At 66.4% G+C, this 15,134-nt stretch carries 16 protein-coding genes; 5 read left to right on the top strand and 11 right to left on the bottom strand.

The window, feature by feature from the left end; all coding sequences use genetic code 11:
* Nucleotides 1-2 precede the first annotated feature (2 nt).
* The 5 genes from AC5Y30_RS20900 to AC5Y30_RS20880 form a co-directional block, all read right to left on the bottom strand.
* Nucleotides 3-1,214: a DUF7373 family lipoprotein gene (locus tag AC5Y30_RS20900; RefSeq protein WP_036473554.1), complete on the bottom strand. Its 1,212-nt coding sequence runs from the start codon at nucleotides 1,212-1,214 to the stop codon at nucleotides 3-5.
* The gene (locus AC5Y30_RS20895) at nucleotides 1,211-2,488 is read right to left on the bottom strand and encodes a DUF7373 family lipoprotein (RefSeq protein WP_231122303.1); all 1,278 of its coding nucleotides are present in this window, start codon (nucleotides 2,486-2,488) and stop codon (nucleotides 1,211-1,213) included. The genes AC5Y30_RS20900 and AC5Y30_RS20895 overlap by 4 nt, the downstream gene beginning before the upstream one ends.
* The gene (locus AC5Y30_RS20890) at nucleotides 2,485-2,892 is read right to left on the bottom strand and encodes a hypothetical protein (RefSeq protein WP_036473556.1); all 408 of its coding nucleotides are present in this window, start codon (nucleotides 2,890-2,892) and stop codon (nucleotides 2,485-2,487) included. Before AC5Y30_RS20890 ends, AC5Y30_RS20895 begins: the two co-directional genes overlap by 4 nt.
* A gap of 87 nt (nucleotides 2,893-2,979) precedes the next feature.
* Nucleotides 2,980-3,732 carry a sensor domain-containing protein gene (locus AC5Y30_RS20885; RefSeq protein ID WP_051641689.1) on the bottom strand — a complete coding sequence of 251 codons (753 nt, stop codon included), beginning with the start codon at nucleotides 3,730-3,732 and terminating at the stop codon, nucleotides 2,980-2,982.
* A 43-nt stretch (nucleotides 3,733-3,775) separates the two neighbouring features.
* The gene (locus AC5Y30_RS20880) at nucleotides 3,776-4,795 is read right to left on the bottom strand and encodes a sensor domain-containing protein (protein WP_051641690.1); all 1,020 of its coding nucleotides are present in this window, start codon (nucleotides 4,793-4,795) and stop codon (nucleotides 3,776-3,778) included.
* Between the two features lie 236 nt (nucleotides 4,796-5,031).
* Between AC5Y30_RS20880 and AC5Y30_RS20875 the strand changes: the two genes are divergently transcribed.
* Genes AC5Y30_RS20875 through AC5Y30_RS20855 form a run of 5 tightly spaced genes read left to right on the top strand, consistent with a single transcriptional unit; the run spans nucleotide 5,032 to nucleotide 9,019 of the window.
* Nucleotides 5,032-5,814 carry a sensor domain-containing protein gene (locus tag AC5Y30_RS20875; protein ID WP_036473566.1) on the top strand — a complete coding sequence of 261 codons (783 nt, stop codon included), beginning with the start codon at nucleotides 5,032-5,034 and terminating at the stop codon, nucleotides 5,812-5,814.
* Nucleotides 5,815-5,854: 40 nt separating this feature from the next.
* Nucleotides 5,855-6,535 (top strand): hypothetical protein, encoded by a 681-nt coding sequence (locus AC5Y30_RS20870; protein ID WP_036473568.1) that lies wholly within the window; start codon nucleotides 5,855-5,857, stop codon nucleotides 6,533-6,535.
* 12 nt (nucleotides 6,536-6,547) lie between these two features.
* The gene (locus AC5Y30_RS20865) at nucleotides 6,548-7,159 is read left to right on the top strand and encodes a hypothetical protein (protein WP_036473570.1); all 612 of its coding nucleotides are present in this window, start codon (nucleotides 6,548-6,550) and stop codon (nucleotides 7,157-7,159) included.
* 35 nt (nucleotides 7,160-7,194) lie between these two features.
* Nucleotides 7,195-8,355, top strand: a complete 1,161-nt coding sequence (gene macS, locus AC5Y30_RS20860; RefSeq protein WP_036474078.1) for a MacS family sensor histidine kinase — start codon at nucleotides 7,195-7,197, stop codon at nucleotides 8,353-8,355.
* Nucleotides 8,345-9,019: a response regulator gene (locus tag AC5Y30_RS20855; protein ID WP_036473572.1), complete on the top strand. Its 675-nt coding sequence runs from the start codon at nucleotides 8,345-8,347 to the stop codon at nucleotides 9,017-9,019. The genes macS and AC5Y30_RS20855 overlap by 11 nt, the downstream gene beginning before the upstream one ends.
* Before the next feature lie 52 nt (nucleotides 9,020-9,071).
* Here AC5Y30_RS20855 and AC5Y30_RS20850 read toward each other — a convergent pair whose 3' ends face one another.
* The 6 genes from AC5Y30_RS20850 to AC5Y30_RS20825 form a co-directional block, all read right to left on the bottom strand.
* Entirely contained in the window at nucleotides 9,072-10,385 is a 1,314-nt protein-coding gene (locus AC5Y30_RS20850) for an acyltransferase family protein (protein ID WP_051641691.1), read from the bottom strand.
* 135 nt (nucleotides 10,386-10,520) lie between these two features.
* Entirely contained in the window at nucleotides 10,521-10,811 is a 291-nt protein-coding gene (locus tag AC5Y30_RS20845; RefSeq protein ID WP_036473574.1) for a YiaA/YiaB family inner membrane protein, read from the bottom strand.
* 44 nt (nucleotides 10,812-10,855) lie between these two features.
* Nucleotides 10,856-12,142, bottom strand: coding sequence for a hypothetical protein (locus AC5Y30_RS20840; RefSeq protein WP_036473576.1), 1,287 nt, complete (start codon nucleotides 12,140-12,142; stop codon nucleotides 10,856-10,858).
* 240 nt (nucleotides 12,143-12,382) lie between these two features.
* Nucleotides 12,383-12,862 carry a hypothetical protein gene (locus tag AC5Y30_RS20835; RefSeq protein WP_139813799.1) on the bottom strand — a complete coding sequence of 160 codons (480 nt, stop codon included), beginning with the start codon at nucleotides 12,860-12,862 and terminating at the stop codon, nucleotides 12,383-12,385.
* Nucleotides 12,863-12,910: 48 nt separating this feature from the next.
* Nucleotides 12,911-13,894 (bottom strand): hypothetical protein, encoded by a 984-nt coding sequence (locus AC5Y30_RS20830; protein ID WP_139813800.1) that lies wholly within the window; start codon nucleotides 13,892-13,894, stop codon nucleotides 12,911-12,913.
* A 60-nt stretch (nucleotides 13,895-13,954) separates the two neighbouring features.
* Nucleotides 13,955-14,848 (bottom strand): ESX-1 system-associated protein, encoded by an 894-nt coding sequence (locus tag AC5Y30_RS20825; RefSeq protein WP_497795580.1) that lies wholly within the window; start codon nucleotides 14,846-14,848, stop codon nucleotides 13,955-13,957.
* Nucleotides 14,849-15,134: the final 286 nt, after the last annotated feature.

Here is a 15,134-nt window from a genome sequence, read left to right as displayed (position 1 = left end):
GCTCATTTCCCTGTCAGCATGCGGTATTGGGCGGCCATCATCTGGTGCACAGCGTGTTCTTGTTCGTTTTGCATCTCGAATGCGTAGCGGTCGGCGCGGGCCACGCACCAGTAGCCCAGGGTTTCGTTGAAGCATTTCGCCTTGGGCATGCCGCTGATCCCGCCGACCTGGTTGGGCCCGGTCTCATCGGCGACGAGGCGCGCCGCGGAGGCCGTGTCGGGGGTTTGGTAGACGCGGGTTTCGAGGACGTAGGAGACCTGTTGCACGCCAGCGGATTTGAACATCGCCGCCAAGTGGACGGGGTCGCCGGTGGCCAGGTGCAGCGCCCCATGGGCGTCATAGATCCCGTCGCTGATCGATTCGTTTTCTTGGCGGGGGGCCACCGTGTGGGCCATCAACCCATCGGGGTCCAGCGGCAGTTGAGCCATCTGATCCGGCGGGGTCGGCTTGAATTTGTCGACCAGGAGCTGCTGCAAATCCAGTGTGGTGGCGATCAACCCGGCAGCCGTATCGGGTTTGTCAGCCGACGTCGCTGTTTGTGCCAGCACGTATTGTCCGTGTGCGGTCAAGGCGGTCACCGAGAACCGCGGGCCGGGGTCGGGGTATTGCGCTGTCCATTGGTAGGTCAGTGCCGTCGTAGCTGGGTATCGGGGAATCGAAAACAGTTGCGTCGGGATGGGTTTGGTGTCAAAGGGCATCGTCAGGGCAGCGCCTTTGGCTGCCATCGCGGTGATCGCGGCGCTCGCATCAGCCGGGCTGGCCAGTTCCAACACCGTGGTCAGCAGGTCCTTATAGGGGCCCTTGTCGGTGTGACGGGCGCTGGAAAACCCGGCCAGCAAGTTGTGGCCGTTAAGCGCCTCCCCCAGGGGGGCCCCGAGCAGCGCGTTGACCGCATCGACGTCTTTGACCACGCCGGATTCGATTTGCGCATAGTCGATCAGGTCGGCGTCGACCTCCCACGGGCCCACCACCACGCTGGCCAGGCGGCGCCCTTCGGCCCAGCCGCCGCGCAGCGCGTCGCCGGCCAACCCCAATGGGGCGCGGGGGGTGGTGGGGAAGTTCCCAGCATCGAGCAACGCCAGATTCACACCGTCGGGGCTGGCCTCCCCGGGGGCTTTGACCGCGCTGCCGGCGATCGTGGTACTGCAGGCCACCGTCAGCGCCGCGACTCCGACGGCCGCGGCGCGCAACCATGAACGGATGCGCCCGGTCATGGCGCGGTCAGCATCAGGTATTGGGCAGCCATGATCTGATGGGCCTCAACCTCTTGGGCCGCAGTGGCTTTGAACGCGTAGCGCGCTGCGGTGGCGATGCACACAAACCGCACCGCCCCCAGGTCGGTGATGTCGGGCCCGCGGTCAAAGCAGCGCGCTGAGGGTAGACCGTTGATGCCGGGGGCGGAGTGATAGCCCAGGAACGGCACGTCGATGCGGGCAAGCCCATCAGCGGCGCGCTGGGCGCCGGTGGTATCGACGGCCTCGTAGATGGTGGTGCGGTCGACGGCGACGTGGGTAATGCCGGCGTCGTTGTACATCGCCTGGGTGGCAACCGGGTCGGATCGGAAATGTAGTGAGCCGTGCGCGGAGTAGACCCCACCCTGGTTGACGTTGGGGTCGGTGGCCGGCACGGTGCGGGCCAGCAGACCGGTCGGGTCGGCCGGCAAGCTGGCCAGCCGATCGACTGGGGTGGCTTGAAAGTGGTCAGCGGCCGGGCCTTGCAAATCCAGGGTTTTGGCGATCATGTCGGCGACCGCCGCGGAGCTTTCCTTGGATCCGGCGAACTGGAAAAACACGTACAGGCCGTGCGCGCTGAACGCTGAGGCTTCAAAACCTCCTGACAGCGGGGCCACGTAGGCCCGCGTGTTGGGATAGTTGGGGATCGCCAGCCGGGTCGCTGGGATGTTGCCCGGGCGGATGGTGCCCACATCAGCGGCGGCCATCGCCGCAGCCGCATCCGTCGCGTCTTGGGGGCTGGGGAACCGAAACACCCCGTTGTCCAGGATCTTGGGCTTGTCAGCGCCGGCCTGTCCCTGTGGAGGTGGCGGGGTGGCGCGCCCACTGACGAAACCGGCCACGAAATGATGCGCGGCGGCGATCGCGGCGATCGAATCCCCACGCACCAGCGCCGATAGCCGTGTGGGCTCGGGAAACGCTGTCGTGGGCGCGATTTCGGCGTTCGTCGGGCTGATCAACGTGGCGTCGATCTGCCACGGTCCGGCCACCATGTCGGCCATCCGCTGGGCCTCGACGCGGCGCCCGGCGGCGTCATCGGCGACGTTGCCCAAGGGGGGCCGGGGCCGGCGCGGATAGTTACCGGGGTCGAGCAGGGCCGCGTTGGCCGCCGCGGGCGCCGGGCCGCCGGATTTGACGGCTACCCCCGTCACCTGGTTCGAGCAGCCGCTGCCCACGACGACCACTACGGCGAGGCTGAGCAGCAGCGGCGATAAGCCCCGGCGCGCGGCGGCGATGCTTGTGTGTCGGATCTTCACCGGGCGGCTTTCGCTGATCCGCTCCGGCGCCTGTTGGGCCGTTTGCCCGACCAGCGCCGCAACGCCATGCGGTCGATGAAGATGGCGCTGGCCGCCCGCCGTTCCGAGACAGCCTTGTCGGCCACCGCCATCACCGCGAGTTGGCGGACTCGGGCACCGAGTCGCTTCTCCTGGTCGCGAATGCGATGCCATTCGGCACCGTCAGCGTCCAGGTCAGCATTGTCGTTGAGATAGTCGATCGCCGCGTCGACCGCGCACTGCTGTAAGTCGGGATTGTCCGGATACAGCAGTGCGGCCTCGCGCGCGGCGCGGTGCAGGCGGTTCCGCGCCGCAGCATCCAGCTGGCGGGCGCGCGCGCTGTTGAGCAGCGTCGCCATCGGCTCAGCCGCCGATTCGTCGCGCACGTCCGATCCCTCCTTTTCTCAGGTCCCGCGGCCGGCCTGTGTGCGCCGGCAACGATGGGGAGAATGGTAGTCGCTACTACCAGGGCGTCAGCTTCGATCGCTGATTTTGCCCATCATCGCCCTGGCCACATCGCTGGCGTCCTTGCCTGGCGCGGGCGCCACGTCGCGGAAATAGACCGCCTCGACCTCCACCAGGCAATTGCCCCGCACACCGAGCGCGCGCACCCGCCGCAGTTTCGTGTGCAGGTCTACCTCTTCCACGGTGGCTTCCACGACTGAAGCACCGGCGTGCACCTCGGTGATCTCATTCTGAAATCCCAGGCCGCTGTCGAGGCGCTGACCGGCGCACCGCGACCACTGCGAACCGAATTTCTCAAACAACGCATTGGCCGCCGCCGTGTTCGGTAACGCGACCACACCCTCGACGAGATCGATCACCGTGGGAAATTCGCCGACATCGGCGGCCCACCACTGTTCGTGAGCAACGTTGACCACCTGCGCATTACGGTAGGCCTCGCCCATCAGGATGTGCGCCAGCGAGGCGCAATCGCTGCGTGAAGCGTCCGGCCAGTCCCAGTACATCTCCGCCGGGCCGCCGAACTTCGGCGGCATACTGTCATCGAGTTTGAACGATTGACCGAACACGTGGGACAACTCAGCATCGGTCAGCATCGCCTGCTTGATGACTTCGCCGACCAGCGGGCGCGGTTTGAGGTCCGGCGCCGCGCGCACAGTGCCGCTGACGACATCAGCGCAACCGGCCACCAGCGTGATCAACGCCGAGGACACCAGCACCAGGATCAGCCGAACGACATTGGGCGCCAAGCGCATCCAAGCCATGGCCGCTCCTCTCTTCTCGCGCGAGTAGCAACGGTGGGTCTGGTCAGCGGGGGTTGACACGATCGGCCATCCGGGTCGCGATCTTGAGGCCCTGATCGGTGCGGTTATTACCGCAGCTGCGCACATCGATGACGATGTTGTTGCGGGCGGTCATGGCCCGTTGGCACTGCCAGCCCCCCGCACCTTCCTGGGTGTTGATGATGCTGAGCATGCCGTCACGGTTGGCGACCGTGCTGGCCATCCAGATGCTGTCTGGTTGACCCCGCTCGAGCAGGCGCAAGGTGGCGCCGTTGCATTTCGGCCAGGCCGCAGCCTGCTTGGCCACGAAGTCGCTGGCCGCCGTGGCGGTCGTGAAGTAGATCGCGGCGCTGTTGTCCAGGTGCTCAACGACTTTCGGGTCCTGCAGGGACTGGGTGCGTATCCCTACCCAACCGGTGCCCTCAAGTTCGGACTCGAGCGCGGGGATTTGGATCTCGCCGCATTCGGGCCGGTCGGTATTCACGCCGCTGTAGGCCACGTCGTCGCTACCGGCGTCCGGTGTTGGCGCGATGTTCGTCGCGCCCTCGATGCTGCTGATGGTCGCCACATCCAGCAGCAGCCCGGGCAGCGCCGACAACGGCACCGTTGCCGCCGCTTGCCGCGTTGGGCTCGGGCTGGCCTGCGTCGAGGACGGGCGGGGGGAGCGAGTCACTGCCACGCTGCCCATGTCATCGGGGCTGCTGGCGACGTTGATCACGATTCCGGCGGCCACTATGGCGACTATGACCGCGGCGGCGGCGCCGATCCGGGCCCACAGGGGGAACCGCTGGTGGCGCGGCGCCGCGATCGCAGCAGGGTAGCCCGGGCCGGCGCCCCAGGACGGCGCCGGCGGCAGGGGCCGGACCGGGGGAGGGCCGCCTGCGAATCCGAGTGGCCGCCGCGGCAGCACCACGGTGGCTTCCTCGCCGGGCCCGGGGCCCATGGGCGGCATCGCAGCAGGCTGGTAGCCGTTGCGCATCGCGGCATTGCCCGATGGCGGGGCGGTCTGGGCGGTGCTGAGCGGCGGGTTCGCGTGGTGGGGCATCTGCTGTCCTTCGGGGATAGGCGAGGTTGCGGGGTGCGCAGTGGGTCGCTGTATGGCGGCCGGGGTTTGTCCAAGGCGAGGGGTGAAGCCCTCGGACGCTGCCGCGCTGTCATGCATGCTTTGGATTAGACCACAGCAAAAAACATAGCGCAATGGTTCATAACATTGCACCACTGTGGTTTTGTTGGTAGCGTCTGCATCCGTATCCACCAGGCCCAGCAAGGAGAACCGCCCGAATGAGCGCCTCAAGACCACCCGCGAAGACCACAGAAAACAGCGCACCAAAACACAGCACCCGTACATCGCGGCTGACCGCCACCGGCCGCTGGGCAATCCTCGCCGCCACCGCCCTATGCCTGCTGCTCACCGGCTGCACCGCCACCACCACCGGCCACCCCGCAGCCGCCGCAGACCTCGGCCGCTGGCAACCGCCGGCGATCCTGCCCCAACACCTGCCAGACCTGTTGCTCAGCGAAAACGACATCAACACCGCTGCGCACACCACAGGCATGGCCGTGCGCACACCGATCACGCACATGTGGCACGACGAGGACACCATCTCCACCCCGGCTTGCCTCGACACCTACTTCCCAGCCGAAGCCAACGCCTACCAAGGCACCAACTGGACCGCCATGCAAGGCCAAATCCTCGACGACGCAACCACACCGGGGAGCGCCCGCCACGCACTGGTCCAGGCCCTCATCAGCTTCCGCGACGCCGACTCAGCCCAACAATTCTTCAGCCAAGCCAAAACACGCTGGTCGGGCTGCGCAAACCACTCGCTCACCGTCGTCCTGCACAGCCACGCCCCGGTGACATGGAACTTCGGCGAGCTGCGTGCCACCGACACCACCTTGACCAGCACCCAAACCCAAGCCAGCGGTGAAGGTTTCACCTGCCAACGCGCCCTGGGGCTGGCCAACAACGTCATCATCGACACCCTGTGGTGCGGCTTCGACACCACCAGCCAAGCCAGCGACATCGTCGCCAAGACCACCGGCGCCATCTCCCAGGCCTGACCCAGCGAGCTCGCCAGTCCATCGTCGACTTGATGGGCACATGACACAGAAGAAGGAGGTGCCGGCAGTGCGCGCGCTTGCCGTCCCCGTCTCAGCAATACTCATCGGCGCCGCGAGCGTGGCATGCCACCAAAAGCCGGCATGTTGCGCCGCCCCGCCGCTACCCCCTCCGGTCAACTTCGACGACTACCGGTCCGTCAACACCGACGACTACCGCACCTATTCGACCTACGGCTGGAACGGAATTCAGTTCGCCACCCGCGCCGGAATCCGCTGCCGAATCTATGACGGCCCACACTCGTTCCAGTACGCCGCCGCAATCGACTGCTGGGGGCCGCTCCCTGGCGTGGCATCTGGGGTGAACTACGCAAAGGTATCCGAGTGGCCCTACGACAAAGACACCTTGACGCCGATCACGCGGGGACCCGCGCCCCCAGGGCACACCGAAGTCTTCTCCTTGCTCAGCCACACCGACCTCAACGAGCAAGAGACCTACCACGCCGGCCCGACCGAGAAAAGAACCGTCGACCCCGCCAGCTACCACCTACTCAATCCTGGGCAGAAGATTGTCGTCCCCGGAGGACACCGCGGCGACGACGACCTCAACACATCAATATGCGCCGTCGTCACTGACGACTCGATCACCTGTGAAATCCAGAACCTCTATCACGACGGCACACATGGCTTCCGGATCCTGCCCCAAGTCAGCCAGACCTACTGATTGGATGATGTTGTGGCTAAACAGATCACCGAGCGCGAACCGCGCAACAACAACAGCAACCTGATCGGCTTGCGGGGCGCCATACTCTGCGCCGGCGTGGCCACTGCGCTTACCGGCCTAACAGCCCCTCCCGCTGCCGCAGATCCATCCAACTACACCGGCTACCACCCCGTCGACCCGAAACCCTTCCAGACCTTCAACACCTACGGCGGCGGCGGCGCACAGTTCACCTCGCCCAGCGGCCAACTGTGCCGAATCGTGGTCATCTCCCGCGGCATGTTCGCCTACATCGAATGCCTAGGCGAGCTACACGGCTCCGCCGAAGGCAACAACCTCGTGCGGATCACGACCACGGCCCCAAGTGGCTTTTCGAAGACCACGCGCGAAGAGTTCCTCAGCACCCAGCGCGTAGGACCCGACGGCGTCACCCGCGAACCCACCGGTGCCGCCGGATTCATCCCGCTGCCCGCAGGCAGCAGCCTGACCTACACCAGCAGCGTCTGGTCCGGCACCTGCGCAGTCGACGCGACCAGCACCCGCTGCACCGTTACCAGCAACCACAGCGACGGCACCGTCACCACCAAGAGCTTCGCATCGACCGCCACCGACGCAACAATCGACTGATGTTTGCCCGGTCCGCCGCGGGACCCAGCGCCTTTATGCTGACCACGATGGCGAATCACGGCCCCGATCCCACCACGCCGCTGTGGCGCGCGGCGCAAGTGTTCCGCCTGCTGAGCTGCATCTACGCCACCGGCTTTCAAATCGCGATCAACCCGGATCTGGTTCGGCCCGTGCTGGGTTGGGTGCTGTTCGCCGCGCTGATCGGCTGGAGCGCGGCCTGCGCGATCGCCTATCTGCGGGGCTTCGGCCGCAAACCGGCGTGGGTGCTCGCCGAGCTGGCGGTCGTCGTCTTGCTGATGTGGTCGAACAACCTCGTCGCGAGCCCGCACTGGGCGGCCGACAACCAGACCTGGCCGACGACGTTGTGGGCCAGCAATCCCACGATTTCGGCCGCCATACAGTTCGGCCCCGCGGGCGGCATGCTGACGGGCCTGGCGGTGATGGCCACCAATTTCGCCGTCAAGAACTACCTCGCGCTCAACCTCGGGCACAACGCCACCGTCATCATCGAACTGGCGATCGGCATGGCCATCGGGATGGCCGCGCAGACCGCGCGCCGCGCGCACGACGAGCTGCAACGCGCGGCGCAGTTGACGGCCGCGGTGCAAGAACGCGACCGGTTATCCCGCCAGGTCCACGACGGCGCCATCCAGGTGCTGGCGCTGGTCGCCAAGAAGGGGCACGAGATCGGCGGCCCGACAGCCGAACTCGCCGACCTGGCCAGCGAGCAGGAGCGCGCGTTGCGGCGCTGGCTGGCGTGCGCGGACGTCGATCCCGACGCCGACAGCGCGACGATCGACCTGCGCGCGCTGCTGCGGTGCCGGGAGTCCGATCGGGTGTCGTTCAGCCTGCCGGGCACTGCGGTGCCGTTGGGACGTTGGGCGGCAACCGAACTGGATGCCGCGGTGGGCAACGCGCTGGACAACGTGGTCGGCCATGCCGGTCCGGATGCGCACGCCTTCGTGCTCGTGGAGGACCTCGGCGATTCCGTCGTGGTCAGCGTCCGCGACGACGGCGTGGGTATTGCCGCCGGCCGGCTCGAGGAAGCGACGCGTCAGGGGCGCCTTGGCATCGCCCAATCGATCGTGGGGCGCCTCACGGCGCTGGGTGGCAGCGCCGAATTGCACAGCGAGCCGGGGGAAGGCACCGAGTGGGAGTTGTGCGTGCCACGCGGACAGGGACGCCATGGCGGATGACGAGACGCCGACCACGGTGATGGTGGTCGACGACCATCCGATCTGGCGTGACGCCGTCGCGCGCGACCTGGCCGAAGGTGGCTTCACCGTGGTCGCCACCGCCGACGGCGTGGCCGCCGCGGGACGGCGGGCCGCCGTGGTCAAGCCCGACGTGGTGGTGATGGACATGCAGCTGACCGACGGCGACGGTGCCCAGGCGACCGCCGCGGTGCTCGCGGTCTCCCCCTCGTCGCGGGTGCTGGTGCTGTCAGCCTCCGACGAACGCGACGACGTCCTGGAGGCGGTCAAAGCCGGCGCGACGGGATACCTGGTCAAGAGCGCCTCGAAAGCCGAACTGGCACAGGCGGTTACCGCCACCGCAGCCGGGCGGGCCGTGTTCACCCCGAGCCTGGCCGGGCTGGTGCTGGGCGAATACCGGCGCATCGCACAGAGCAAGGACAGCACGGACGACGGGCCCGCCCGCCCCAGCCTCACCGAACGCGAAACAGAGGTGTTGCGCTACGTGGCAAAAGGGCTGTCCGCCAAGCAGATCGCCCAGAAGCTGTCGTTGAGCCACCGCACGGTGGAAAACCATGTGCAGGCGACCTTCCGCAAGCTCCAGGTCGCCAATCGGGTGGAGCTGGCACGCTACGCCATCGAGCACGGCCTGGACGAAGAGCCGTGACCCGCGGGGCGGCCGGATAACCACACTTACCCCGCGGGCCAACGATCTTGGGCTACCGCGTTGCGAGGCGGTGTCGCACCGGGAGTGTGGCCAGGATTCGCGCACTCACCAGCGCGCTCACCACCACGGCCATGCACGCCAGGCCGTCGTCCTTGAGCCCCCACCTGATCGCCGCGAGCAGCGCCACGCCGGACGTGCACAGCAGGGCGCCGATGGCCGCGCCGCGCCACCGCGACGTCACCGCGGGCGCACCGTCCCAGCCGGACAGCGGGTTGTTCTCCAGCGGCCGCAGCGCCACGAACAGCACCGCCACCGCGACCATCACGATGAACACCTGCGCGAAGCTGATGGCGAGGAAATCCTGCGCACCCGGAAAGCGCGGGCAGCCAAAGAAATCGAAGACCAGATGCACACCCAACAGCACCGGCATGTGCCACAGATACAGCGTCATCGCGCCCGAGTTGCCGATGGCGGTCCACCACCACACCCGCGGCCGCTGCGCCCAGCGCGCGATCGCCGGTGCGGCCGCGATCGCCAACGCGCTCAGGATGATTGCGTGCCCGGCCAGCAGCAGCGACGGCGGGCTGGTGTTGGACAGATGATGGTCACCGGTGCCGACCATGCTGATCTGATACGGCCCCCAGCGCACCAGCGCGACGTCGACGGCGAAGAAGACGGCGGCGACGGCCAGCGCGGCGCGGCCGCCGAGCAGCCCGCGACGGTAAGCCACGCCGAACATCGCGGGAATGAGCCAGACGGCCAGGTTGAGGTAACCCAACGGCATCATCGCCGGCCAGTGCAGCCGGATCACGTCGATCATCGCGATCGCCCCGTAGACCGCCGCCACCCCGGCGGCCAGCCGCCCGGCCGTGCTGACGCGGTGCAGCAGCGGCATGGCGGCCAGCACCAGGACGTAAGCCCCCAGGAACCACAGCAGCTGCGTGCTGACGCCGGCGATCGGATCGTAGATGTGCCGCGGCAGCGCCCGATACAGCACCGTCAGCACCACGGCCCAGAACGCCAGGTAGTAAAACACCGGCCGGAACAGCCTGGTGCAGCGCCTCATCAGCCAGTCACCCCAATTGGTGCCCGGAGCCCAGGAGGACACGCACGCCGCCGCGCCGGCGAAGAAGAACAGCGGCATGATCTGCAACAGCCACGTCATCGCCTGAAACAGCGCCGAGGTGGTGAGCAGGTTGTCCCAGATCAAAACGTTATTGCGGATGATGCTGGCCGCCATCACGGTATGGCCGAGCACCACGCCGACCAGCGACGTGATGCGGATGACGTCCAGGACGCGGTCGCGATCGGCCGGCGTACTCGCGGCCACCTCGGCGACGTCTGGAAACCGGACAAGAGTGGTCATGGGAGCGGAATTGCCCTTCTGTGCTGTGACTGCGGAGCGTTGTGGTGGAGCAGGAATCGTGCGATGAGGAAAGCATCGCCGGTGGCGCGGGCGCGGGCCTGCGCACTTCTACGCGACAAGGCTGAGTAGTTCTACTCAGCCCGCGGCGTTGAGCGGGTCGTAGTCGGCCAGCAGCCTTTCGATGCGGGCCTCATCGAGCCGCACCCGAACGGTTGCGGCCTCCTGCTGGTCGCGGATCACCTTGGCCAGGGTGAACGCGCTCGACACCAGAAAGAGGAAGGTGACCCCGAGGAACAATCGCGGCCAGGGGTCAAGCGGCAGGAAATAGATTCCGCCGAGCGCGGCCACGAAGCTGATCGCGAATGCAACGGCGGCCTGGACGAAGAAGGCGGCGGTGGTTTTCGACATGCTGTTGGGAACGGTCATGCCAATAAGCCTGCGGCAGCGGACCGTTCGCGGGATCCGTAAGACTACTCAGATTTCGCGGTGCGGTCGCGGGGCCGCGCCAGCAGCGCCGCCGCCGCGCCCGCCGCGCCCACCCCGATCGCCGCGGCGGCCACCGTCGCCACCTCGACCGCGGCGAACTCGGAGTCCACCAGCGGTTTGACCACCGCCACCGCGGCCACCGCGGGCATCACCAGCCGCACCCACCAGGCCACCACGCTGTCGCCGGGGACTCGCGAATTAGCTTCTGTGACAAACACATACAGCGCCATCAGCAGCAGGGGCGCCGCGCCGAGAATGACCAACCCGATCCAGCGCGCACCGTGCGCCGACAAGACGGCAGCCGTCACCGCGACAAGCGCCATCAGCACCACTCGCGCGATGGTGTTCGGCCGCGCCTGGCGCGTTACCGCCAGGTCCGCGGCGACGCGCACCACTGCCCACCCCGAGGCCAACGCAGCGGCCACCCCGACAGCGACGCCGGTGATAGTCATCCACGTCCGACCCGCTTCGGCATAGAACTCCGGCACAGCTTCGCCCAGGAGTTTGGCACTCCATCGCCACGGCCCCACCACCCCCTGGTGATCACCCACCCACAACACCAGCGCCGCCGCGGCCACTACCGCGACCGCCAGCGACATGGATCGCCCCGGCCTGGCTACGCGCGCGCTTCGGACCGTGATGAGTTCAACGCCCACCATCCCCAGTCCGAAGCCGACTAACTGACCAGACAGCCGGCCCTGGGTAGCGGCCGTCCCGATGACAACGGGGTCACTGCCTGCGGCGACGCGCGCAGTGACTGCCACCGCAAGGTAGACGGAGATGAGCAACCCGGCGATCACGAGCGGCGCCACCAGCGACGCGATGACCCGAGTCGACGCCCAACAGACAATGGCGCCAACGACGACCGCGGTCCCCGCCGCGGCGACCGGTAACCACGAAAAGTTCTCGGCAGGGTCTTCACCGGATGAAAACTGCAGCAGCAGCAGCGATCCGAGGGCGGTGGCGAACTTCGCTGTCAGCACCACATAGGCGAGCAGTTGAACGGTGCCGGCTGCAGTCCCCGCCTTCGGGCCCAGTGTGGCACCAACCAATTCGGCGGTGTTGCGCGCATGGGGTGCATAGCGGCGCAGTCGCGCCAAGGCGTAGATGACCGGGACCATGACCGCTGCACCGAGCAGCGCGCCCAGTCCGTACTGCGCCGCAGACACAATCACCGCAACGCTCAGTCCGGCGGCTTGCCACGTACCGAGGACGCGCTCACCGGAGCCGGTTTCTGGCTGGGTCTGTGCCTCTAGTGATTTTTTCGGCATGTCCTTAAGCATGACTTACGCCTAATCCGGTCGAGCGGGAGCGGCATTACTGCCGAGCGCCACACTATGACGCCTCGCTCTTGGCTTGCGTATTTCTCGGCGAGGCTTCGTTCGGCGTCGGTCGCGCGGGGGCGCGGGTTTAGGGGGACTGCCGGATACTTCCGACGAGCTCTGCAACTCGCTCGTTATTGCCGCAGCGACCGACCTCAGCCCGAGGCGGGCTCGGTCGTGATAGCGCCGTCAGAGCCGTCGTGGTGCCGATGACCGTGCTTTGGCGGCCTTGTACGCCCATGACCCCAACATCAGTGCGATCAGTAACGCGCCGCCCAACATGGTGTAGCCGGTGTTGCGGTGAAAATCCCGCATGCTCGCCGGCGAGTACACGCCCTGGTGGATATTTTCCTGTGTTGCATGCCAGTTCACCGGCGCGGTCAGCACCGCTGGATCGGTGCCTGCCCGGTTCAACTTCTCGATCGTTCTTATCGACCGGTACCCGCGGGAGGTCAGCACCGAGCAGGTGTCGGCCGGGCCCATCCGGTGTCCATCGCAGTGCGGCCCAGTCAGATCTTGGTAGGCGACTAGGCCTGCCCCGAAAAATAGGGCGATGAACATCAGGCCAAGGGCGCCGACCGCGAGGCGGCCCACGACGTGCCAGAAAACCGCCCCTATGGTGGCCCCGGGGGCCGCGGGGTGTGGCCCGTCTACTTCAGCATCGGACACGACGACCCTCCGGCGAGTGGACCACCTCATGAGACGACACGCTGGTGCCTATCTACAGTCGTGAAAGTCGCTGGCTAGTTGCCGCTGCAATTGAGCCGCCTCTGCCGTCTGATTGCCCAGAGGGGCTTGGGGTTTCGGCGATCCACTGTCGTCGCGGCAGTCAGGCACTTGAAGATCTCCGGTGAACTGGTGGAAATTATCGGGCTCTACCATGAGGTGCCATTGCAGTTGTAGCGGGTGCTGTTTGGTGGGCGCTATGGTGGAAATGACTGATTTGAGGTCGCGGTAGGCCGTAGCAGGGTCTGTGATGTAAACCGAGAGCGCGGTGATTCTGGCGTCGTCGACCCGCACGTAATAGATCGGCAGTGCCAGCCGCGATATCAGGGCGTCGATGTTTGCGCGCTGCTCGGCGGTGATTGGGATACCGACTTCCCAGGTGGGGAATTTGGTCGGCTCGGCCGAACGGATATAGACGGTCATCGGTTCGGGCTGCACAGTGGCCAACACTGCGCTCAAGACGTCGTTGGTGTGGTCGATATCTGATACTTCAAGGCGCACCGTGGCACTGTCACGTGACCACAGGATCGACGCCTCTGGCACACGGGTCCTGAGTTGTCGTAACTGATGTGTGTCACCGGCGATCTGGGCGGGGTTGAGCTCTGCGCCGCGTTTTACCTCGACTCGGTCGCCAATGACGAAGGTGGTGGACTGGCGGTAGCCGTTGAAATCCCCGCCTTTGATGCGGGTGATACGTGAGGCCACCGCCGCGATCTGTTCCTCGCTTGCCTTCGGCATCGCGACTACCAGATTCAACTGGGCGCCGTTCTCAAAATCGTTGGTATATAGTGGATTAACGTCATCAACGCCCGGCATTTTGGCGATCTCGGCCTGAAGGTGGCGCACCTCGGCGCTGCGATCAGGAGGCGTGCACGCAGCCACGACCAAGGCCAGCCATGCCATGGCCGCCACGCATACCCGTTTCACCGGTGCCGGGAGCCGGCGCGTGACACGCCGCGACACTGCACTGATCACGAAGCCAAGCACCTTGCCTGCCTTGCCTTTACATCCCGATGTGAGTAACTGTGCGTTACCCTAGACTGCTTTGCAGCCCGTCGAGATGAGGCTGGTGCCCTGGGCGGTGACGTCGTACAGGTAGTGGTCAGCCACCACATATGTTGGAAGCGCTTCAACATAGGCGCGGCCATACACCGCGGTGAGCACCGCGAAGTCTTCCATCACCGGATTGCCGCTACGCCGACCCAATCGGTCTAATTCGTCGTCGACGGCGCTCATCGCCGGCCGGATGCCGTCATTGAGGGCCCTCTGTTGCGGGCTCCACTGGCTCGCGGGGATGTCCTCATCCGTGTCATGCCACGCCGCGGCGGCGTCATTGAAGTGAGCAAACACCGAGGTGAAGTCCGCGCATATCGAGTTGCTGGCGCGAAGGAATCGCTGCGGGTTGGCCGGATCGTCCGTGTGCGGTGACGCGTTCGTCGGTGGGGCCGCCGCGGTGACCAGCGGTCCGCGCAGTGCGGCCGCCCCGTGGCGAATCGCATCGCAGATGGCAAAAATCGCGTTGCCAGCCGAATAGGTAACACGCAACAGCAGATCATCAGGTGAGGTGTACTGCGGGATTCGGTCTGCGTAAGCGCGCCAGTAGGCGATCAGCTGCTCGTAGAGTTCCCGAACCACCCGGTGCGGGGTTTGCCTGGCCAGCATCCCAGTCTTATCGGCGGCCTCACGTATTGCCGTGCCGGCGGCCCGATATTGGGCGCTCAACTGCGCACTCCAGGCAGATGCCGGGATGGATTTGTCTCTGTCGTGCCAGCCAGAGGCTTTCTCGCTGGCCGCCAAGGGATGGGCAACGCTACTCCACCCCCCGCAGGTGGGTTCTTCGGTGATGACGCTGATCGGTGCGGAGTCTCTAGCACTAGCCAGGCCTGGACGCGGCGGCGAGGAATGCCTGACAACGACGATGGTCACCATGACCGAGACGGCGATAGCTACCGCAAATGCCGCCGCCCCCACGAGCATCCACTCCTGTTTGCCGCTCTTCGGTCGCCGGCCGGCGGGTGAAGACCACGGCAGCGGCGAAGCCTCCGGCGACCCCCAGTGATCATCCGGCCGCGGCACCCTCATGTGAACTTTCCTCGAACTGGAGAACCTTCGTTATGCCCGCAAGGCTCGATGAGGTGGTGCCGTCCACGCCGCTGCTGGTCCCTGCAGCAGGTCCGGCGCTCTTGGTACATCCCGTCGCGGCTATGCCAGCGGC

Source organism: Mycobacterium sp. NGS27 (assembly GCF_059813005.1).
The sequence above is the reverse complement of the archived record's forward strand: the minus strand, read 5'-3'. Positions and strand labels throughout refer to the sequence as shown.

Bases quoted from the DNA above. Each gene is read 5' to 3' on its own strand.
- AC5Y30_RS20900 (WP_036473554.1), bottom strand. From the start codon at position 1,214: ATGACCGGGCGCATCCGTTCATGGTTGCGCGCCGCGGCCGTCGGAGTC.
- AC5Y30_RS20885 (WP_051641689.1), bottom strand. From the start codon at position 3,732: ATGGCTTGGATGCGCTTGGCGCCCAATGTCGTTCGGCTGATCCTGGTG.
- AC5Y30_RS20880 (WP_051641690.1), bottom strand. From the start codon at position 4,795: ATGCCCCACCACGCGAACCCGCCGCTCAGCACCGCCCAGACCGCCCCG.
- AC5Y30_RS20875 (WP_036473566.1), top strand. From the start codon at position 5,032: ATGAGCGCCTCAAGACCACCCGCGAAGACCACAGAAAACAGCGCACCA.
- AC5Y30_RS20870 (WP_036473568.1), top strand. From the start codon at position 5,855: ATGACACAGAAGAAGGAGGTGCCGGCAGTGCGCGCGCTTGCCGTCCCC.
- macS (WP_036474078.1), top strand. From the start codon at position 7,195: ATGCTGACCACGATGGCGAATCACGGCCCCGATCCCACCACGCCGCTG.
- AC5Y30_RS20855 (WP_036473572.1), top strand. From the start codon at position 8,345: ATGGCGGATGACGAGACGCCGACCACGGTGATGGTGGTCGACGACCAT.
- AC5Y30_RS20850 (WP_051641691.1), bottom strand. From the start codon at position 10,385: ATGACCACTCTTGTCCGGTTTCCAGACGTCGCCGAGGTGGCCGCGAGT.
- AC5Y30_RS20845 (WP_036473574.1), bottom strand. From the start codon at position 10,811: ATGACCGTTCCCAACAGCATGTCGAAAACCACCGCCGCCTTCTTCGTC.
- AC5Y30_RS20840 (WP_036473576.1), bottom strand. From the start codon at position 12,142: ATGCCGAAAAAATCACTAGAGGCACAGACCCAGCCAGAAACCGGCTCC.
- AC5Y30_RS20825 (WP_497795580.1), bottom strand. From the start codon at position 14,848: ATGGTGACCATCGTCGTTGTCAGGCATTCCTCGCCGCCGCGTCCAGGC.